Below are 19,608 nucleotides of genomic sequence, written 5' to 3'. Positions count from 1 at the left end.
AGGGTTACTCCTGGGGGGCGGAAGGCCGCTTCGTCGGGGTCTTCTTCGCCGGGGAAGACGCCGTCTTCTTCGCCGCCGTCGTCGTCTTCTTCGCCGGGGTGGTGGTCTTCTTGGCCGCTGACTTCTTGGCGGGAGCCTTCTTCGCCGGGGCCTTCTTGACCGGGGCCTTGGCGCGTTTCTCGGCGAGGAGTTCGTAGCCGCGTTCTGGGGTGATGGACTCGACGTCGTCGTCGCGGCGGAGGGTCGCGTTGGTCTCGCCGTCGGTGACGTAAGGACCGAAGCGGCCGTCCTTGACGACGACGGGGCGCTCGCTGACCGGGTCGGTGCCGAGCTCCTTGAGCGGGGGCTTGGCGGCGGCGCGGCCACGCGCCTTCGGCTGGGCGTAGATCGCCAGCGCCTCGTCGAGGGTGACGGTGAAGAGCTGCTCCTCGTTCTCCAGCGAGCGCGAGTCCGTGCCCTTCTTCAGGTAGGGCCCGTAGCGGCCGTTCTGCGCGGTGATCTCCACGCCCTCGGCGTCGGTGCCGACGACCCGGGGCAGCGACATCAGCCTGAGCGCGTCGTCCAGGGTGACCGTGTCCAGGGCCATCGACTTGAGCAGCGACGCGGTGCGCGGCTTGATCGCGTTCTTGCCGGTCTTCGGGGTGTCCTCGGGCAGCACCTCGGTGACGTAAGGACCGTACCGCCCGTCCTTGGCGATGATGGGGCGGCCGGTGGCCGGGTCGGTGCCGAGTTCGAAGTCGCCGCTGGGCTTGGCGAAGAGCTCCTCGGCGTATTCGACCGTCATCTCGTCCGGCGGCAGGTCGTCGGGGACGTCGGCGCGGCGGTGGTCCTCCTCGCCGCGCTCGCCCTTCTCGACGTAGGCGCCGTAGCGGCCGACGCGCAGCATGATGCCGTCGCCGACCGGGAAGGACGAGATCTCCCGGGCGTCGATGGCGCCGAGGTCCTCGACGAGTTCCTTGAGGCCGCCGAGGTGGTCACCCTCGCCGTTGCCCGCGGCGGGCAGCGCCGGGGAGACGGCCGGGACGGGGGCGCCCTCCGTGGGCTCCGCGCCGAAGTAGAAGCGCCGCAGCCACGGCACGGACTGCGCCTCGCCGCGGGCGATCCGGTCGAGGTCGTCCTCCATCGAGGCGGTGAAGTCGTAGTCGACCAGCCAGCCGAAGTGCTTCTCCAGCAGGTTGACCACCGCGAAGGAGAGGAAGGAGGGGACGAGCGCGGTGCCCTTCTTGAAGACGTAGCCGCGGTCGAGGATGGTGCCGATGATCGAGGCGTAGGTGGACGGGCGGCCGATCTCCCGCTCCTCCAGCTCCTTGACCAGCGACGCCTCGGTGTAGCGGGCCGGCGGCTTGGTGGCGTGGCCGTCCGCGGTGATCTCCTCGGCGGAGAGCGGGTCACCCTCGGTGACCTGGGGCAGCCGGCGCTCGCGGTCGTCGAGTTCGGCGTTGGGGTCGTCGGCGCCTTCGACGTAGGCCTTCAGGAAGCCGTGGAAGGTGATGATCTTGCCGGACGCGGAGAACTCGGCGTCCCGGCCGTCGGCGGAGGTGCCCGCGACCCGGACGGTGACGGACTGGCCGACGGCGTCCTTCATCTGGGAGGCGACGGTCCGCATCCAGATCAGCTCGTAGAGCCGGAACTGGTCGCCGGTGAGGCCGGTCTCCGCGGGGGTGCGGAAGCGGTCGCCGGACGGGCGGATCGCCTCGTGCGCCTCCTGCGCGTTCTTCACCTTGCCGGCGTAGACCCGCGGCTTGTCCGGCAGGTAATCGGCTCCGTAGAGCTGGGTGACCTGGGCCCGGGCGGCGCCGATCGCGGTCTCCGACAGCGTGGTGGAGTCGGTACGCATATAGGTGATGAAGCCGTTCTCGTACAGCTTCTGTGCCACCTGCATGGTGGCCTTCGCGCCGAAGCCGAGCTTGCGCGAGGCCTCCTGCTGGAGGGTGGTGGTGCGGAACGGGGCGTACGGCGAGCGGCGGTACGGCTTGGACTCGACGCTGCGGACCGAGAAGTGGCTGTCGGCGAGCGCGGCGGCCAGCGCCCTGGCATCGGTCTCGTCCAGGTGCAGGACGTTGGCGCCGGTCTTGAGCGCACCGGTGGCGGCGTCGAAGTCGCGGCCCTGGGCGACCCGGCGGCCGTCGACCGCGACGAGGCGGGCGACCAGCGTGGACGGATCGGTGGCGTCACCGGTCCGGCCGGTGTCGAAGGTGCCGTTCAGGTCCCAGTAGGAGGAGGAGCGGAAGGCGATCCGCTCCCGCTCGCGCTCCACCACCAGGCGGGTCGCCACGGACTGCACCCGGCCCGCCGACAGCCGCGGCATGACCTTCTTCCACAGCACCGGGGAGACCTCGTAGCCGTAGAGCCGGTCGAGGATCCGGCGGGTCTCCTGGGCGTCCACCAGCCGCTGGTTCAGCTCGCGGGGATTGCGGACCGCTTCCTGGATGGCGTCCTTGGTGATCTCGTGGAAGACCATCCGGTGCACCGGGACCTTGGGCTTGAGGATTTCCTGCAAATGCCAGGCGATCGCCTCGCCCTCGCGGTCCTCATCGGTGGCCAGGAATAGTTCGTCGGAGTCCTTCAGGAGATCCTTGAGCTTCTTGACCTGAGCCTTCTTGTCGGCGTTGACGACGTAGATCGGCTGGAAATCGCTGTCCACATTGACGCCGAGCCGCGCCCATGGCTGGCCCTTGTACTCGGCCGGCACCTCGGCGGCCCCGTTGGGGAGGTCGCGGATATGCCCGACGCTGGCCTCGACGACGTATCCAGGGCCGAGATAGCCCTTGATCGTCTTCGCCTTGGCAGGCGACTCGACGATGACGAGTCGGCGGCCGCTGTGTGCGGTCTCGCGGGTCGGGGACAACTTCGCTCTTCTCTCCGGGTCGAAGGGGTGTCGCTGCGGAGTGTGACCGTACCTCCTGGTCCCGTGTCAAACGGGAAAAGTCCACAACGCCACTCGAACGGTAACCCGATGTACGTTCTATCCACACTGTCGGGGTCCCCCAGCAGGCTACGTCCCCGGACTCGATCCCGCCTGAAATTGCCTGACCCGCGGCCCTGCCTTCGGCCAATCCGCCCCATGCCACCAGGGTCGCGGCAGGGGCTTGCGGGAGCCTTCAGCGGGCTTCCGGTGGTGCGGGTGAGGTCCAGGTTCAGGCGTACGGGTGGTGCGCCGCATCCGTGTCCGTCCGTCGGTCCGCGGCCTTCGGAGAACCTTTCCACAACCTCGGCCGCCCCCGGGACGGCGGGGCCCGGCGGCTGCCAGGATGGTCAGAAGACGATCCGGGCCGAGGATTCCGCGTCCCGGATCGTGCCGACCGATCAAGAGCGATCGCGTCAACAGGGGGAGTGGCCATGTCCGACCAGAATCCGTACGGGGAGAATCCGTACCGCAAGAACCCGCCCGCACCGAACCCGGCCGCGGCGAATCCGTACGACCAGACCCAGCCCGCGTCCGGTTACGGCTACCCGGCGGACGGTGCGCCCGGCCAGCCCGGTTACGGCTACCCGCAGGCGGGTCCGCCGCCGGCCCAGCCCCCCGGTTACGGCTATCCGCAGGCCGGTCCGCAGGCCCATGGCGGCGGCTGGCAGCACGGCGGCGTACCCGCGGCCGGCGCCGCGGCGACCCTCGTCACCATCGGCGACATCGCCGTGACCAGCGACTCCATCCTGACTCCGGCAGGCGCGCTGCCGCTCCAGGGCGCGGTGTGGACGGTCACCGACATGTCCCGCACCGAGCAGGGCATCCCGCCGTACGCGATCGTGCTCGCGGTGATCTTCTTCCTCGCGTGCTTCCTGGGGCTGCTCTTCCTGCTGATCAAGGAGAACAAGACGACCGGCTTCATCCAGGTGACCGTCAACAGCGGCGGCCGCTACCACGCCACGATGATCCCGGTCCGGACGCCGGCGGACTTCTACGCCGTCACCCAGCAGGTGAACTACGTCCGGGGACTGTGCGCGTGACGGGCGGGCGAACCCACGCGGCACGCGTGCCCTTCCTATGATCACCGACCACCGGGCGGCGCGCCCGGAGCAGCGGCGCCCGCCGACCCGGGTGCACCCGGCGGTGGCCCCGCTGGCGACCCTGGCGGCCGGTGTCGGCGCGGCCGCGTACCTCTACGGCACCGATCCGCATCAGAGCGGGCACTGGCTGCCGCGCTGCCCGTTCAACTGGCTGACAGGCCTACTCTGTCCGGTCTGCGGCAGCACCCGGCTCGGGTACGACCTGCTGCACGGTGAGCCGGTACGGGCCTTGCACGAGAACGCGCTGATGTTCGCGCTGCTGCCGTTCATCCTGTGGGCGGGCGGGCGGTGGCTCGTGGAAGGGCTGCGCGGGCGGCGCAGACCGGTGGTGCTGACTCCGCGGGCGCAGTACGCGCTGCTCGGCGTCGCGGTGGTGTGGACGGTGGCGCGCAACATGCGCTGAGGTGCGCTGACGTCCCGCTGACCGGCGCTGACGTGCCGCTGACCGGCGCTGCTCGGCACTGACCGGCGCTGACGTGCGGGCGGGAGGCGGGAGGTTGACGGGGGCTCCGGCACCGCCCGCCGTTCACACCACCGGCTCCAGAAAGCCCTGCTCGACCAGGAGCCGGATGGACTCCGGGGTGCGGTCCCGGAGTATCACCGGGTCCTCGCGCAGCAGTTGGGCGATCGCGTCGACGATCCGGCCGGCCGGCAGCGTGCCGTCGCAGACGCCGGCGAAGCCCGCGCCGACCGTGTCCACCTTGGTGGCCCGCCGCATCCCGCGCCCCGAGCGGAGGACGACGTGCTCCGGGTCCTCCGCGCCCGGCAGCCCCACCTGCTCCTGTACCACATCGGGCGCCAGGGTGAAGCGCGAGGCGAGCAGGGCGGCGTCGTCGTGGCCGCGCAGGAAGTCCTGCCGGCCGAACCAGTCAGCGATGGCCGGTCCGAGCGGCTGCTCCACCGGGTGCGGCCACTCCTCGGCGGTGATCGCGGACCGCTCGGTGCCGGACTTGCGCAGCGTGATCCAGCCGAAGCCGACGCCGTGCACCTTGGCCTGCTCGAACTCCGCCAGCCACGCGTCGTAGCGGGCGGCGTACGCGGCCGGGTCGCCCCGGTGCTCGGCCGCGTCGCGCAGCCACAGCTCGGCGTACTGCGCCACATCCTGCACCTCGCGCTGCACGATCCAGGCGTCGCAGCCGGCCGGCACCCAGGAGGCGAGCCGTTCCCGCCAGTCCTGGCCTTCGACGTGCTGCCAGTTGGCGAGGAGCTGGCACCAGCCGCCGTCGTTGAGGTGGGCGGCGGACTGCTGGACGAGGGTGCGGCACAGGTCGTCGCCGGCCATCCCGCCGTCACGATAGGTGAGCCGCTTGCCGCTGTCGGCGCCGCTGGGCGAGATCACGAAGGGCGGGTTGGAGACGATCAGGTCGTAGCGCTCCTCGCCCACCGGATCGAAGAGGCCGCCGCGCCGAAGGTCGGCCTCCTGAGCGCCGGAGAGCGCGAGGGTGAGCCGGGCGAAGTGCAGGGCCCGTGGATTGACGTCGGTGGCGGTGACCCGGGTGGTGTGCCGGGAGGCGTGCAGCGCCTGGATCCCGGAGCCGGTTCCCAGGTCGAGAGCGGTGTCGTACGACTGTCGTACGGTCAGCCCGGCCAGCGTGGTGGACGCTCCGCCGACCCCCAGGACGAGGTCGGCCCGCTCGACACCGGGCGCGCTGCCGATGCCGCCGGCCCCGCCGACCGCGCAGCCGAGGTCGGAGACGATCCACCAGTCCTCGCCGCCGTCTCCCGCGTAGGGGCGTACGTCCACGGTGGCCCGTACGGTGTCGCCGGAGTTCCCGGTGGCCCCGGTGGCCCCGCTGGCCCCAATGTCTGACGGGTCCGCGCCCCCGCCCTGACCTCCGCCGTCGCGCAGCCAGCCGTCGGCCTCGTAGCGCGCCAGGTCCTTGAGCGCGGCGCGGGCCCGGTCGCGGGGGACGGCCTGCTGGAGCAGGAAGAGTCTGACCAGGGTCTCCAGCGGGCTGCCGCCCCGGGTCGCGCGCAGGGCCGGCACGGTCTCGGCGCGGGACAGGGCCGCGTAGGCGACGGCGCCGAGCAGGTCGAGGCAGCCGTCCGCGGTGAAGGCGGCGGCGCGCAGTTCGTCGCTGAGCGGCGCGGCGCTTGCGGCCTCGGGGAGGCGGGGACCGGGGAGGAGGGGCGTACTCACAGGCTCATTGTCGCGGACGGCGTGCGGGGCGGCGCCCCGAGTGGGGGGCGGGTCGGGTCGAGGCCGTGACGGGGCGTCCAAAGGGGTGCGAGGAACTGCCCGAGCAACCGGCCACCGGCCGGTGATCCGGATACGACCGGAACAGCCCCTCCCGGCCGGTGACGACCCGCGCGTACGCCGTGGCCGAGCACGCGGTTCCCCGCGCCGGAAAGCGCCGCCGTCGGGCGGGTCGGGCGGGTCGGGTCGGGCCGGCTCGGGCCCGCTCGGGTCAGGAGGACGTCGCGGTCGGGGAGGCGGCGGTGCCGGAGACCCGCTGGCAGCCCGGCTGCTGGGCGAGCGCCTTTCCGGTGTCGCCCTGGCGCAGCATCGTCAAGGTGGTGGTGACGTTGCCCGCGGTCCGGGCGAAGGACGCCGACACGTTCTTCAGACCGGCGGCGAATTTGGCCTGGCTGCTGGTGTTGAGCGCGTCGACCTGCTTCGTCAGGTCCGCGTACTGCGCCGAGAGGCTGCTGAGGCCCGACACCGCGCTCTGCTGGAACTTCTTGCCCTCGTCCCCGCCGGGCGCGGGCCCCGCCTGGGCGAAGATCGCGGCGAGCGACTTGTAGGCGTCCGAGGTCGCCCGGAAGTTGGCGGCGTCGGCGTTCTTCACGTCCTGCGGCTTGCCGCCGCTGTTCACCCGGCTGATCGCGGTACTCGCGTCGTCGATCTTCTTGAGCTGGGCGGCGGCCTGGTCGCAGACTCCCTTGGCCCAGGCATCGCGCTTCTTGCCGGTGTCGTCGCTGCCGCATCCCGCGAGCGACGACACTGCCAGCAGCACGGCCGACACGCCGCACAGGGCGGCCGGGAGCCTCTTGTTCACCTTCACCGCTTGGGTCCCTTCCGTGGACTTACCGCCCCGGAACTTACACGGCGCAGCGGTGCCGACCGCGAATTCCTGACCTGATATGAAACTTTTCGACCGATATTGAAGCCGTTGGCAGCAGTGTGGGTCGCCCAGGAGAGCGGTGGCCGACCGGTTCCGACCGGTCGGCCACCTGTTTCTGATCGGGTGTTCGGGTGTCAGGCCGACGGGGAGGCGACCGCGGTCGTACCGTCCTCGTTCCGCGCCCGGTCGCCGGCCGCTCCCGCGTCGCCGTCTCCTCCGTGGGCGCCGTCTACGCGGTCCTCGCCCACCGTGACGCCGCGGCGTTTGGAGATGTACACCGCCACGACGATGATCGCGACCGCCGCCACGGCGACCGGGATCCGTACCGCCGCGTTGGCGTCCACGCCGTAACTGAACTTCACCACCGCGGGGGCGATCAGCAGCGCCACCAGGTTCATCACCTTGAGCAGCGGGTTGATGGCCGGGCCCGCGGTGTCCTTGAACGGGTCGCCCACCGTGTCGCCGATCACCGTCGCGGCATGGGCGGCGCTGCCCTTGCCGCCGTGGTGGCCGTCCTCGACCAGCTTCTTGGCGTTGTCCCAGGCGCCGCCGGAGTTGGCCAGGAACACCGCCATCAGGGTGCCGGCGCCGATCGCTCCGGCCAGATACGAGGCCAGTGAGCCGACCCCCAGCGAGAACCCGACCGCGATCGGCGCGAGCACGGCCAGCAGACCCGGGGTGGCCAGTTCACGCAGCGCGTCCCTCGTACAGATGTCCACCACCCGGCCGTATTCGGGCAGTTCGGTGCCGTCCATGATCCCCGGATGTTCGCGGAACTGGCGGCGCACCTCGTAGACCACCGCGCCGGCCGACCGCGAGACGGCGTTGATGGCCAGCCCCGAGAATAGGAAGACCACCGCCGCGCCGAAGAGCAGTCCCACCAGGTTGCTCGGCTGGGAGATGTCCAGCGAGAGCCAGCGGGCGTCGGACGCCGCCGGATGCGCCTTGGCCACCGCGGTGTCGACGGCCTCCTTGAACGAACCGAAGAGGGCGGTGGCCGCCAGCACCGCGGTGGCGATGGCGATGCCCTTGGTGATGGCCTTGGTGGTGTTGCCGACCGCGTCCAGGTCGGTGAGCACCTGGGCGCCCGCGCCGTGCACATCGCCGGACATCTCGGCGATGCCCTGGGCGTTGTCCGAGACCGGGCCGAAGGTGTCCATGGCGACGATGACGCCGACCGTGGTCAGCAACCCGGTGCCGGCCAGCGCCACCGCGAAGAGCGCCAGCCACACCGAGGTGCCGCCCAGCAGAAACGCGCCGTAGACGGACAGGCCGATCAGCAGCGCCGAGTACACCGCCGACTCCAGGCCCAGCGAGATCCCGGAGAGCACCACGGTGGCCGGGCCGGTCAGCGAGGACTTGCCGATGTCGCGCACCGGACGCCGGGTGGTCTCGGTGAAGTAGCCGGTGAGCTGCTGGATCAGCGCCGCCAGCACGATCCCGATGGCGACCGCCACGATGGCCAGGGTGCGCGGGTCGCCCGAGTGGGAGGTGATGTCGGCGCCGACGCCCTTGAGGTCGGCGTAGGAGGACGGGAGGTAGGCGTAGACCGCGATGGCCACGCCCACCAGGGAGATAGCCGCGGAGAGGAAGAAGCCGCGGTTGATGGCCGTCATACCGCTGCGGTCCGCGCGGCGCGGGGCCACGGCGAAGATGCCGACCATCGCGGTGAGCACCCCGATCGCCGGTATGAGAAGCGGGAAGGCCAGTCCGGCGTCGCCGAAGGTCACCTTTCCGAGGATCAGCGCGGCCACCAGGGTGACGGCGTACGACTCGAACAGATCCGCGGCCATACCCGCGCAGTCCCCGACGTTGTCGCCCACGTTGTCCGCGATGGTGGCGGCGTTGCGCGGATCGTCCTCCGGGATGCCCTGCTCCACCTTGCCGACCAGGTCGGCGCCCACGTCGGCCGCCTTGGTGAAGATGCCGCCGCCGACCCGCATGAACATGGCCAGCAGCGCCGCCCCGAAGCCGAACCCCTCCAGCACCTTCGGCGCGTCGGCCTTGTAGATGAGCACGACGGCGGAGGCGCCCAGCAGCCCGAGCCCCACGGTGAACATGCCGACCACGCCGCCGGTACGGAAGGCGATCTTCATGGCCCGGTGCGACACGGTGGTCAGATCGGCGGCGGGTTCCCCGGCCGGCTCGTCGGCGGGCGGGGTGGCCGCCCGGGCCGCCGCGGCCACGCGCACATTGCTGCGAACCGCGAGCCACATTCCCACATAACCGGTGACCGCGGAGAACACCGCACCCACCAGAAAGAAGATCGACCGGCCGATTCGCTGCGACATATCGTCGGCGGGCAGCAGCATGAGCAGGAAAAACGCCGCCACCGCGAAGATCGCCAGGGTACGAAACTGCCGTGCGAGGTAGGCATTAGCGCCTTCCTGCACGGCAGCGGCGATCTTTTTCATGCTGTCGGTGCCTTCGTCGGCCGCCAGCACTTGACGTACCAACACCGCGGCGAGCCCCAGAGCGGCCAGTGCGACCAGCGCGATGATCACGACAAGCAGCCGGTTACCACTGGTCAATACCGGATCCGCGGCAAGCGTGTGATGAGTGAGTGGCCCCGCCATTCGTCCTCCTTGACGTTTGGCGCATGGGCGTGCGGCTCCTCTGGCGCACAAGCCGCCACGCTCAGGCGAGCTGAGCAGGATGGACGGATTGTAGGGAGGAGCCGATGATCAAAAAAGAGTCCCCGACAGGAATTGGCGCGGAAACTCGTGGAATCCCGCAATACATGCGGGAGATGATGGGCGGAGTGGCGGAAACTCATCCGAAGAACTCAGATGACCGGAGAGCTCGGACGATCGGAGGGCCGGCTGCCCAGGTGGTCCTGATGCCCCTGATGGCTCGGCGGGCTCGGCCGGCGCGGCGGGCCGGATGGAGAGGCCGGCCCCGACGGAGCGCCTCCGCTCAGATGGAGACGGTCGGCCAGCTCATCCGGATGGTGCCGCCGCTTGCGCCCTCGATGACCTCGACGTCATCGACCAGGCCGCTGATCACGGCAAGACCCATCTCGCCCTCGTCATCGGCCGCCGCGTCGTCACCGCTGTCCGGCGCCGAGCCGGAAGCGTTGCCGGGCACCTCGTCGACCACCTCGATGGAGAATTTCTTCTCCTCCTCGTTGAGCAACACCCGCACCGGCTCCTGGACGCCGTTGTTGCGGTGCAGCCCGACAGCTCGGCTGCACGCCTCGCCCACGGCAAGCCGCACCTCGTCGAGAGCCGCCTCGTCCACCCCCGCTCGGCGCGCCACTTGTGCCGCGACGAGCCGTGCGGTGCGCACATGCTCGGGCTGGGCGCTGAAGAGCAGTTCCACGGTGGGCACGGTCTGGCCTCCCCCTCGGTTCTATGGGTGGGCATCGCGGGGGCCCGGACGGCTGCCCGCCCGGTACCCCACTCGTCTCGACAAACGTCAGTCGGTCGCCGCGACGGCCTCGTCGACCGAGGTGTGGATAGGGAACACCTTGGTCAGACCGGTGATACGGAAAATTTTGAGGATGCGCTCCTGGTTGCACACCAGACGCAGCGATCCTTCATGGGCACGCACCCGCTTGAGCCCGCCGACCAGCACGCCCAGGCCGGTGGAGTCCAGGAAGTCGACGCCTTCCATGTCCACGACCAGGTGATAACTCCCGTCGTTCACAAGCTCCACGAGCTGCTCTCGCAGCTTGGGTGCGGTGTACACATCAATCTCGCCGCCGACCTCGACGATCGTTCGATCGCCGACGGTTCGGGTCGACAGGGACAGGTCCACGGATCCTCCAGCACCTTGCATCGACGCGGCTCCCCCCAGAGCCCCTCCCACCCAACGGTAGTGGGGTTCTCCCCACCGTAAGGCAGGTAGGAGCCTCTCCCACCGAAGGTAGGGGAAGGATCGGCAGCCGCGATGGCATTCAATCACTTCGCGGTGGGCCAGCACGACGCCTTACTGCGATTGTCCGTCACACCGGTGACACACTGAGTGCCGATGGCCCCGGATCAACATTCGCAGTCGGCGCACGGTCGCCCGTCCCCTCGGACCGCTTTGGAGCGGCTCGCCGAGGGGGCGGACCGTGCCGTGCGCGTCACCCATACGGAGCACGTGCCCGCGCGGGTCGGTCGCCATGCGTCCTGGCCGGACTCCATTCGGCCGGAGGTCGTCGAGGCGATCCGGGCGGCCGGTATCGACCGTCCGTGGGAACACCAGGCCCTCGCGGCGGCCCACGCGGCCCGCGGCGAGTCGGTGGTCGTCTCCACCGGCACCGCCTCCGGCAAGTCGCTCGCGTACCTGGCGCCGGTACTCAGCGCGCTGCTGGACGGGGCCGACGCCGGGCCCCGGGGGGCCACCGCGCTCTACCTGTCGCCCACCAAGGCGCTCGCCGCCGACCAGCGGCGGGCGGTGAGCGCGCTGGCCGCGCCGCTGGGCAAGGCGATCCGGCCGGCCGTCTACGACGGGGACACGCCCTTCGAGGAACGTGAGTGGGTCCGCCAGTACGCCACCTACGTCCTCACCAACCCCGACATGCTCCATCGCGGCATCCTGCCCGGCCACGCCCGCTGGGCCTCCTTCCTGCGCGGGCTGCGCTATGTGGTGATCGACGAGTGCCACACCTATCGCGGGGTCTTCGGCTCCCACGTCGCCCAGGTGCTGCGCCGGCTGCGGCGGGTCTGCGCCCGCTACGGCGCCGAACCGGTGTTCCTGCTCGCCTCCGCCACCTCCGCCGACCCCGGCCGGGCGGCCGGACGGCTGACCGGAGTGCGGGTGGCCGAGGTCACCGAGGACACCTCGCCGCGCGGCGAACTGGCCTTCGCACTGTGGGAGCCACCGCTCACCCAGCTCTCCGGTGAGCACGGCGCCCCGGTCCGCCGCACCGCCACCGCCGAGGCAGCCGAGCTCCTCACCGACCTCGTCGTCCAGGGCGTACGCACGGTCGCCTTCGTCCGCTCCCGGCGCGGCGCCGAACTCATCGCCCTGATCGCCCAGGAACGCCTCGCCGAGATCGACGCGTCCCTCCCCCGCCGGGTCGCCGCCTACCGGGGCGGCTATCTCGCCGAGGAACGCCGCCGCCTCGAACGCGATCTGCACTCCGGCCGCCTGCTCGGCCTCGCCTCCACCTCCGCGCTAGAACTCGGCGTGGACATCTCCGGCCTCGACGCGGTGCTCCTCGTCGGCTACCCCGGCACCCGGGCCTCGCTGTGGCAGCAGGCGGGCCGCGCCGGGCGCTCCGGCCAGGGCGCCCTCGCCGTCATGGTCGGCCGGGACGACCCGCTGGACACCTACCTCGTCCACCATCCCGAGGCGATCTTCGAGCGGCCCGTCGAGTCGACCGTCCTGGACCCGGACAACCCCTACGTGCTCGCCCCGCACCTGTGCGCGGCCGCGGCCGAGCTGCCGCTCACCGACGCCGACCTCGAGCTCTTCGGCCCGGAGGCGGCCGATCTGGTGCCGCAGCTCGTCCAGCGCGGGCTGCTCAGACGACGCGCCGCCGGCTGGTTCTGGACCCGCCGGGAGCGGGCCGCCGACCTCACCGACATCCGGGGCGAGGGCGGTACGCCGATCCAGGTGGTGGAGTCCGCCACCGGGCGGCTGCTCGGCACGGTGGACGCCGGTGCGGCGCACACCACCGTGCACGACGGCGCCGTCCACCTCCACCAGGGCCGCAGCTACCTGGTCCGGCGCCTGGACCTGGACGACAACGTCGCCCTGGTCGAGGAGGCCGACCCGTCCTACTCCACGATGGCCCGCGACACCACCGAGATCCGCGTCCTGTCCGACGAGCTGACGGAGCCGTGGGGCGAGGCCCGGATCCACTTCGGCTCGGTCGAGGTCACCCACCAGGTGGTGTCCTACCTGCGCCGCCGGCTGATCACCGGCGAGGTGCTCGGCGAGACCAAGCTCGACCTGCCGCCCCGCACGCTGCGCACCCGGGCGGTGTGGTGGACGATCACCGACGACCAGCTCGACGCGGCCCGTATCCACCCCGAGGAACTCCCCGGCGCCCTGCACGCCGCCGAACACGCCTCCATCGGCCTCCTCCCGCTCTTCGCCACCTGCGACCGCTGGGACATCGGCGGCGTCTCGATACCCCTGCACGCCGACACCGGCCTGCCCACCGTCTTCGTCTACGACGGCCACCCCGGCGGCGCGGGCTTCGCCGAACGCGCCTACCGCACCGCCCATTCCTGGCTCACCGCCACCCGCGAGGCCATCGCCGCCTGCGAGTGCGACTTCGGCTGCCCCTCCTGCGTCCAGTCCCCCAAGTGCGGCAACGGCAACGACCCCCTCGACAAGGCCGCCGCGGTCCGCCTCCTGGACTCCCTCCTCTCTTCGGCCCCAGACTCCGACCTCCCGGAAGCCGCGCCGGACCGGTTGACCGCGCCGGGCGCCGACCTCACGGAAACTCCGCCCGAGCGACTCCCCGCTCCGGGCGCCACCCCGGAGCCGACTCGCCCACCGCTGCCCGCCGCCCGGTCAGAGGGCGAGCCCCTGGCGAACGAGCGGCTGGCCCACGAGGCCGCCGACGGCGAGTGACGCCACCCCGACCTTCCGGAGGGTTGGTCGGCGCTGCGCCGCACCCGACGGCCGACGGCTGACGGCTGACGGCTGACGGCTGACGGCTGACGGCTGACCCACGACGAAGATCAGGCGGACCAGCGGCTGCCCTCGCGGACGGCCGGCGGCGGAGGCCAGACGCCCAGCCCGCGACATCCCGCCGGTGAGGATCAGCTGTGCGCCGCACCCGGCGGACTCCAAAGGCCGCGCGTACCAGCGGCGGCCGACGACCACGGTGCCCCGGACGGGACCGGCTCCACGGGGGGGTGAACATGCCCCGCCACCCGTACGACGCCGGGTACCCGGCCCTGGTCCACGGGCCCGATAGAGAGCACCCGGGCTGCCCGTTCCCCGTGCAAAACGGCATCGGCGGCGGAGCCCGCAGCGAGCGAAGGGCCCGCCCGGGAAGCGACCCTCGCCCCACCGACCTCGGCGACCACATCCGCGACCTCACCCGTCAGCCGACAACCCGTCAGCTCCGCGCCTTGGGTCTTGGCTACCTGGGCGGCCAGGGCGCAGGCCGCCGCCTCACCGTCCAGGGCGTGATCCGCCGCCGCGAGGGCCGCCAGGTCGGCGGCGCCGCCCGCGCGGTGTCGGGCGACGACCGCCCGGTCGAGCCAGAGCACCGCCGCGAAGAGCGCGAGCAGCACCCCGATCAGCCCCAGCGACCACACCGTGGCCGAACCCCGGTCCGCCCGCCGCCCGGCACGGCCGGTCACGGACCGCCACCTCCCTCCACCGTCTCCAGCGTGCTTTCGTCGAGCGCGTCGGCCTGGGCGGTCAACTCGACCGGGAAGCGCGGCAGCGGCACCGTGACCCGCACCCGCACCAGGTCCCCCGTCCTTCCGACGCTCACCTCCGCGCCTTCCGGGGCCGCCGCCCGGGCCACCCGCAACACCTCCGCCGGCGTCTCGGACCGGGCCGCGGCCCGAGCACCCGCCCGGGCCGCGTCCACACACCGCACCTGCGCGGCGCCCGCCAGCAGCCCCCACACCAACAGCGCGGCCAGGCCCACCAGAACGGGAATCACCACGGCCGCCTCCGCGGTCACATACCCGCCGTCCCCGCCACCCGGCGGCCCACCCCGCTCAGAACGGCGCATGGAGGGCCTTCTCGATCACCCCGGTGAGCGCGGCCCGCACCGCACCGCTCGTCACGATCTTGTAGAGCACCGCCGCGAACCCGCACGCCGCGATCGTGCCCACCGCGTACTCGGCCGTACTCATCCCGGCCTCCGCCGCCGCGGCCCGGCACCGCCGCACCCGCCGCCTCACCCTGCCGGTCGACGCCTCGTCCTTCTGCGCCGCCTCACGTGTTTCCTCCGTGCGGATCTCATTCGCGATCTTCGTCATGTCGGATCTCTCCCGTTTCTTGATTCCGCCGGCTCGAACACCGGCTTCAGTGGGTTCTTCTTTCGCATCAGCGCAGCTCAAAGTCCGGAGCCACGCTGTTAGTGCGTCGGCCTGCCAGATGTCGCCGGCTCGGCCCACCCAGCAACCGCCTGGGCGCGCGCCGCCCCAACCACGGGCCCCCACCGGGCCAACCCCACCCGCCCCCAGGCCCACCCGGCGCACCCACTCCGGGCGACACCCCGGGCCCGGGACAACCAGCACCCTCCTGACGGCCCCGCCTGCCCGAAAGCCCGCACCCCGCACGGCTCAGCACTCACCTCAGCGCGGGCGGCCAGAGCGAGGGCGGCGCCCGCCCGGCCGCCAGGGCAAGAGGCCAGGCGGCACGGCTTGGGGGTTGCCGGCGGAGGGGTGGTCAGTGGAGTCGGGGGCCCAGGACTGTGGTGGCCAGGCCCATGACGACGGGGGCCACGCCGACCAGGAGGAAGGCGGGGAGGAAGCAGACGCCGAGTGGAGCTGTGGCCAGGACTGCGGCGCGTCTGGCTCGGGCGAGGGCCGAACGGGAGCGGAGGGCGCGGCACTCGGCGGCCAGCCGGGCCATTTCCGCTACCGGGGCAGTGCCCGTGGTCGCCGCCCGGGCCAGGCAGCGGCCCATCTCCCGGGCCGCCGGGAGCTTGCCGAACCGCTCCCAGCACTCGGCCGGTTCACCGCCGAGCCGCAATTCGGCCGCAGCCCGTATCAGCGCGTCGCCCAACCACCCGCCCAGACAAGGCCCGACGGCTCCCGCCGCCTCGCCCGGTGTGGCGCCCGCTGCCAGGCAGGCCGCCATCAGGTCGGCGCAGAGCGGCAAGTCGGCCCCGTCCCCCTCCCCGTCGCTCCCGGGGCGCTCAGCGGCCGTCTGCCGCCTTCTGAGCCACTTCCTGGCCGCGACGGCCGTCCCCATTCCCGCCAGGGTGCCCAGCGGCCCGCCGAGCAGTCCCGCGGCCGCCAGCCCGACGGCGATCACCGGCGCCCACTCCCGCAGTGGCTTCGGCAGCCGCCGGAGGCGACCCGCCCTCGCCCGCGGTGGTCCAGGCGCTCGCAGCACTCTCCGCAGCCGCCGCAGCCCGCTCGCTCGCCGCCGCGCCTCGGCCAGCGCCAACAGCCCCGCCCCCACAGTCGCCACGACCACCGTTGTCCCCAGGCTGTGGACAATCCAGCCGCCGCCGATCACGACGGCCTCCCTTCCACGGTCGGCGTCGCTCCGAGGCTCCCGGGTCGTTCTTCCGCTCCCTTGGTCCATCCCTCGCCCGAGCCGGGGCCGTTCTCGGCCTCCCGGATGATCCGCGCGGTCCAGGCGAGACCCGCCCACTCCAGGGCCGCGCCCACCAGCAGGCAGCCAATGCCCGCCGGGGTGTGCAGCAGCACCGCGGAAGGGTGTGCGCCAAGCCCCGTGCCCAGGACCAGCCCGAACAGCGGCAGCAGGGCGAGCATCACGGCGGTGGAGCGTGGGCCCGCCAGTTGGGCGCGCAGGTCGTCCCGCTGGTCGGCCTCGGCACGCAGCGCGGCGGCCACCCGGTCGAGGGCGGCGGCCAGTCCCGCGCCGCCGTCAACCGCGACCTGCCAGCAGGCGGCCACCGCGGCCAGCCCCCGGGTACCTTCCCGGAGCTGCGAAGCCGCTCGCAACGCCCGTGGCACATCTCCGCCGAACCGGGCGGCCGACACCATCAACCGTGCCGCTCCGGTCAGTTCGGGCTCCCGCGCCCACCCCGCCGACTCCACCGCCTCGGCCAGGGCGACATGCGGCGGCCGTCCGGCCCGCAGGTCGCCGGCGACCGTGCCGCACAGTGTGCTCACCGCGACCAGCCCGCGCTCGGCGGCGGCCCGTGCCCGGCGCCTTCGCCATGCCCGGCCGAGCAGCGGCGCGCCCGCCACGCCGGCCGCCACCGGCAGTGGTGACCGGGTCACCAACCCCACGGCCAGGCCCACCGGCAGGCACACCACCCCGGGTCTGTCCGCGAGCATCCGTCGCACCCAGCCGGCGCCTTCCCTGAGCCACCGCTCGAACAATCGCCCGGCCTCGTTCTCCGAGTCGCCGACCAACCGCAGCGCCCGTCGGCGAACCGCGCCGCCCGGCCGGGACAGCCTCGACAGGAGTGCCAGCGCGCCCAGGACGGCGGCCCAGGCGAGGGCGACCGGGGTGGGTCCGGGGCTCATCGCGCACCCGCCGCGCACAGTTGGGTCAACCGCTGCCATCCAGGGCCGCGTTCGGCGCCGGACCGACCGTTTCGGACCAGCGCGGGCACGGTGCTGACCAGGCCGTCGGCGCCCCGCCGCAGGACGTGGATCTCCGCCAGGCGCCGCCGCCCCGATCCGTCCCGCACCAGGTGGACGACGACCGACAGCGCCGCCGCCAACTGGCTGTGCAGGGCGGCCCGTTCCAGGCCCGCGGTGGCGCCCAGCGCTTCCAGCCGGGCCGGCACATCGGCCGCCGCGTTGGCATGCACGGTGCCGCAACCGCCTTCGTGCCCGGTGTTCAACGCGCCGAGCAGATCCGTCACTTCGGCGCCACGCACCTCACCGACCACCAATCGGTCCGGCCGCATCCGCAGGGCCTGGCGGACCAGGTCCCGGAGGGTGACCTCCCCCGCGCCCTCCTGGTTGGCGGGCCTGGTCTCCAGACGGACGACGTGCGGGTGATCCGGACGCAACTCGGCCGAGTCCTCGGCGAGCACGATCCGCGCCGCCGGGTCCACCAGGCCGAGCAGGCAGCTCAGCAGCGTCGTCTTCCCGCAGCCCGTGCCGCCACTGATCAGAAAGGAAAGCCGGGCGTCGAGCACGTCCCGGGTCAGCGCCGCGGTCTCCTCGTCGAGGGTCCGGGCGGCGACCAGTTCGGCGAGGGTGAAGGCCCGTGACCGCACCACCCGCAGCGACAGGCACGGCGAGCCGACGACCACCGGTGGCAGGACGGCATGCAACCGGGTGCCGTCGGGCAGCCGGGCGTCCACCCAGGGCCGCGCGTCGTCCAGCCGCCGGCCGGCTGTGGTGGCCAGGCGCTGGGCGAGGCGGCGCACCGCGGCCGTATCGGCGAATCCGATGTCGCTGCGCTCCAGGCCGCGGCCCCGGTCGATCCAGACCTGGTCGGGCGCGTTGACGAGGATGTCGGTGACGTCGGGGTCGGCCAGCAGGGGCTCGAGCGGTCCGGCGCCGACGAGTTCGGATCGCAACGCCTTCACCACGTCGAGCACTCCGGCGTCGCCGAGCAGCCGCCCTCGGGCCCGCAGCGCCGCCGCCACCCGGGCGGGAGTCGGCTCGCCGCCGTGCTCGGCGAGATACAGCCGCACCGCGTCGAGGAGTTCCGCGCTCATACCGGCGCACCCCCGCTGACCGGCAGGGCCTGGGCGAGGAAGGCGCCGCAGAAGCGGGCGAGGGGTCCGCGGCCGGAGGCGCCCGGCGGCCCGGTGCCGCCCAGCGGGTCGGCGAGCGACGGCTCGGCCGGCAGCCCGCCGGCGAGCGGCAGGCCGACGAGACGGGCGATCTCCCGGTCGCGCAGGCCGGAGTCGAAGGGTCCACGGGCGACGATCCTGAGGTCCTTCAGGACGATCGAGATCGCGGACGCCACCCGGGTGGCGGCGGCAACCGCCCGCAGCTCCGCCGGGACGACCAGCAGCCCGACATCGATCTGGGCGAGCGTCTCGGCGACGGCCTCGTCCACCCGGCGGGGCAGATCGACCACGACCACCCCGCCGCGCCGCCGGGCGGCGCCGAGTACTGAGCGCATGGCCTGCGGCGGGATCAGCACGGAATCGCCGCGGTCCCAGCTCAGCACGCTGAGCGAGTCGAGCCTGGGCAAGGACTCCTCCAGCGCCCCGCTGTTGACTCTTCCGCGCGAGTCGGCGAGGTCGGGCCAGCGCAGGCCGCCGGTGCGTTCGGCGCCGAGCAGGATGTCGAGGCCGCCGCCGAGCGGGTCGCCGTCGATGAGCATGGTCCGCCGGCCGGTGCGGGCCGATGTGACGGCGAGTGCGCACGCCAGGGTGCTGGCACCGGCGCCACCGCGACCGCCCACCACACCGATGGTCAGGGCCGGTTCGCCGGTTCCCTCCGCGATGTCGGCGATCCGGTCGACCAGCCAGCTCTCGGCTTCGGGCAGAAACAGCACGTGATCGGCCCCGATCCCCACACCTTGACGCCAGACCTCGGGGTCGTCCAACTCCCGGCCGACGAGCAGCACGCCCTTGCGGCGGGGTGCGTCACGGAGTCTTCCGGACGCTTCCGCTCCGACCAGGACAAGCGGCGCATTGTCCCAACTCGTGGCGCATGGCGGGCTGGAGAAGACAACTTCCGGTTCTGTCCCGGCCGCCGCGCAGAGTCGCAGCAGATCATCCAGCAGACTTTCGTCCTCGGCGACAATCAACGGTCCGCCGGGGCGATCTCCCGGAGTCGCCAACCGGTCGGTCCTGGTGGCTCCTGTCATTTTCCTGTCCCCCGTCGCTTGTGTTGCGAGCACGGTGTGCTGCGCCTGCGATCAGCTTGGGACAGTGCGAGGAATTGAGACGGTCTCGGTCGGAATCTGTGGACAACTCGGCCTTTGTGGATAACTCCACCACCCGGACGGGTGAGTTCCGCTCGACCGGAGAAGCGATTACAGTGAGTCACACGTCATGCACAGT

16 protein-coding genes are annotated in these 19,608 nt (G+C 72.4%); 3 read left to right on the top strand and 13 right to left on the bottom strand.

Annotated elements, in window-relative coordinates; all coding sequences use genetic code 11:
• Positions 1-4 precede the first annotated feature (4 nt).
• Positions 5-2,848, bottom strand: a complete 2,844-nt coding sequence (gene topA, locus OG519_RS18995; protein WP_405585182.1) for a type I DNA topoisomerase — start codon at positions 2,846-2,848, stop codon at positions 5-7.
• Positions 2,849-3,339: 491 nt separating this feature from the next.
• Between topA and OG519_RS18990 the strand changes: the two genes are divergently transcribed.
• Positions 3,340-3,948: a hypothetical protein gene (locus OG519_RS18990; protein WP_405585179.1), complete on the top strand. Its 609-nt coding sequence runs from the start codon at positions 3,340-3,342 to the stop codon at positions 3,946-3,948.
• Between the two features lie 37 nt (positions 3,949-3,985).
• Positions 3,986-4,411 carry a DUF2752 domain-containing protein gene (locus tag OG519_RS18985; RefSeq protein WP_405585176.1) on the top strand — a complete coding sequence of 142 codons (426 nt, stop codon included), beginning with the start codon at positions 3,986-3,988 and terminating at the stop codon, positions 4,409-4,411.
• Between the two features lie 123 nt (positions 4,412-4,534).
• On the opposite strand, the gene OG519_RS18980 is transcribed toward OG519_RS18985, so the two are convergent.
• From OG519_RS18980 to bldG, 5 genes are all read right to left on the bottom strand, one after another.
• Positions 4,535-6,148 (bottom strand): methyltransferase, encoded by a 1,614-nt coding sequence (locus tag OG519_RS18980; RefSeq protein ID WP_405585174.1) that lies wholly within the window; start codon positions 6,146-6,148, stop codon positions 4,535-4,537.
• Between the two features lie 268 nt (positions 6,149-6,416).
• Entirely contained in the window at positions 6,417-7,007 is a 591-nt protein-coding gene (locus OG519_RS18975) for a small secreted protein (protein ID WP_405585171.1), read from the bottom strand.
• A 200-nt stretch (positions 7,008-7,207) separates the two neighbouring features.
• Positions 7,208-9,649, bottom strand: coding sequence for a sodium-translocating pyrophosphatase (locus OG519_RS18970; RefSeq protein ID WP_405585168.1), 2,442 nt, complete (start codon positions 9,647-9,649; stop codon positions 7,208-7,210).
• A 340-nt stretch (positions 9,650-9,989) separates the two neighbouring features.
• Positions 9,990-10,403 (bottom strand): ATP-binding protein, encoded by a 414-nt coding sequence (locus OG519_RS18965; protein WP_405585165.1) that lies wholly within the window; start codon positions 10,401-10,403, stop codon positions 9,990-9,992.
• A gap of 87 nt (positions 10,404-10,490) precedes the next feature.
• Complete coding sequence (bldG, locus tag OG519_RS18960) at positions 10,491-10,832, bottom strand: anti-sigma factor antagonist BldG (RefSeq protein WP_031520166.1); 342 nt, start codon at positions 10,830-10,832, stop codon at positions 10,491-10,493.
• 213 nt (positions 10,833-11,045) lie between these two features.
• Here bldG and OG519_RS18955 point away from each other — a divergent pair, with 213 nt between their 5' ends.
• A complete protein-coding gene (locus OG519_RS18955; RefSeq protein WP_405585162.1) occupies positions 11,046-13,589 on the top strand; it encodes a DEAD/DEAH box helicase in 2,544 nt (847 codons plus the stop codon).
• A 191-nt stretch (positions 13,590-13,780) separates the two neighbouring features.
• Here the strand turns inward: OG519_RS18955 and OG519_RS18950 are convergent, their stop codons facing one another.
• The 7 genes from OG519_RS18950 to ssd all read right to left on the bottom strand — a co-directional run bounded on the left by OG519_RS18950 (position 13,781) and on the right by ssd (position 19,412).
• Complete coding sequence (locus tag OG519_RS18950) at positions 13,781-14,329, bottom strand: Rv3654c family TadE-like protein (RefSeq protein ID WP_405585160.1); 549 nt, start codon at positions 14,327-14,329, stop codon at positions 13,781-13,783.
• On the bottom strand, positions 14,326-14,643 hold the full coding sequence (locus tag OG519_RS18945) for a TadE family type IV pilus minor pilin (RefSeq protein WP_405585157.1): 318 nt from the start codon (positions 14,641-14,643) through the stop codon (positions 14,326-14,328). The genes OG519_RS18950 and OG519_RS18945 overlap by 4 nt, the downstream gene beginning before the upstream one ends.
• A 55-nt stretch (positions 14,644-14,698) precedes the next feature.
• Complete coding sequence (locus OG519_RS18940; protein ID WP_405585155.1) at positions 14,699-14,962, bottom strand: DUF4244 domain-containing protein; 264 nt, start codon at positions 14,960-14,962, stop codon at positions 14,699-14,701.
• 412 nt (positions 14,963-15,374) lie between these two features.
• Positions 15,375-16,124, bottom strand: a complete 750-nt coding sequence (locus OG519_RS18935) for a type II secretion system F family protein (protein WP_405585152.1) — start codon at positions 16,122-16,124, stop codon at positions 15,375-15,377.
• Between the two features lie 44 nt (positions 16,125-16,168).
• Positions 16,169-17,155: a type II secretion system F family protein gene (locus tag OG519_RS18930; RefSeq protein WP_405585149.1), complete on the bottom strand. Its 987-nt coding sequence runs from the start codon at positions 17,153-17,155 to the stop codon at positions 16,169-16,171.
• Positions 17,152-18,306, bottom strand: a complete 1,155-nt coding sequence (locus OG519_RS18925; RefSeq protein ID WP_405585146.1) for a TadA family conjugal transfer-associated ATPase — start codon at positions 18,304-18,306, stop codon at positions 17,152-17,154. Before OG519_RS18925 ends, OG519_RS18930 begins: the two co-directional genes overlap by 4 nt.
• A complete protein-coding gene (gene ssd / locus OG519_RS18920; protein ID WP_405585143.1) occupies positions 18,303-19,412 on the bottom strand; it encodes a septum site-determining protein Ssd in 1,110 nt (369 codons plus the stop codon). The genes OG519_RS18925 and ssd overlap by 4 nt, the downstream gene beginning before the upstream one ends.
• Positions 19,413-19,608: the final 196 nt, after the last annotated feature.

It is taken from the genome of Streptomyces sp. NBC_01190, from assembly GCF_045039895.1.
Classification (GTDB): domain Bacteria; phylum Actinomycetota; class Actinomycetes; order Streptomycetales; family Streptomycetaceae; genus Actinacidiphila.
The sequence above is the reverse complement of the archived record's forward strand: the minus strand, read 5'-3'. Positions and strand labels throughout refer to the sequence as shown.

Coding starts and splice junctions, on each gene's coding strand:
- OG519_RS18955 (WP_405585162.1), top strand. CDS start 11,046: ATGGCCCCGGATCAACATTCGCAGTCGGCGCACGGTCGCCCGTCCCCT.
- OG519_RS18970 (WP_405585168.1), bottom strand. CDS start 9,649: ATGGCGGGGCCACTCACTCATCACACGCTTGCCGCGGATCCGGTATTG.
- ssd (WP_405585143.1), bottom strand. CDS start 19,412: ATGACAGGAGCCACCAGGACCGACCGGTTGGCGACTCCGGGAGATCGC.
- OG519_RS18930 (WP_405585149.1), bottom strand. CDS start 17,155: ATGAGCCCCGGACCCACCCCGGTCGCCCTCGCCTGGGCCGCCGTCCTG.
- OG519_RS18940 (WP_405585155.1), bottom strand. CDS start 14,962: ATGACGAAGATCGCGAATGAGATCCGCACGGAGGAAACACGTGAGGCG.
- OG519_RS18925 (WP_405585146.1), bottom strand. CDS start 18,306: ATGAGCGCGGAACTCCTCGACGCGGTGCGGCTGTATCTCGCCGAGCAC.
- OG519_RS18985 (WP_405585176.1), top strand. CDS start 3,986: ATGATCACCGACCACCGGGCGGCGCGCCCGGAGCAGCGGCGCCCGCCG.
- OG519_RS18990 (WP_405585179.1), top strand. CDS start 3,340: ATGTCCGACCAGAATCCGTACGGGGAGAATCCGTACCGCAAGAACCCG.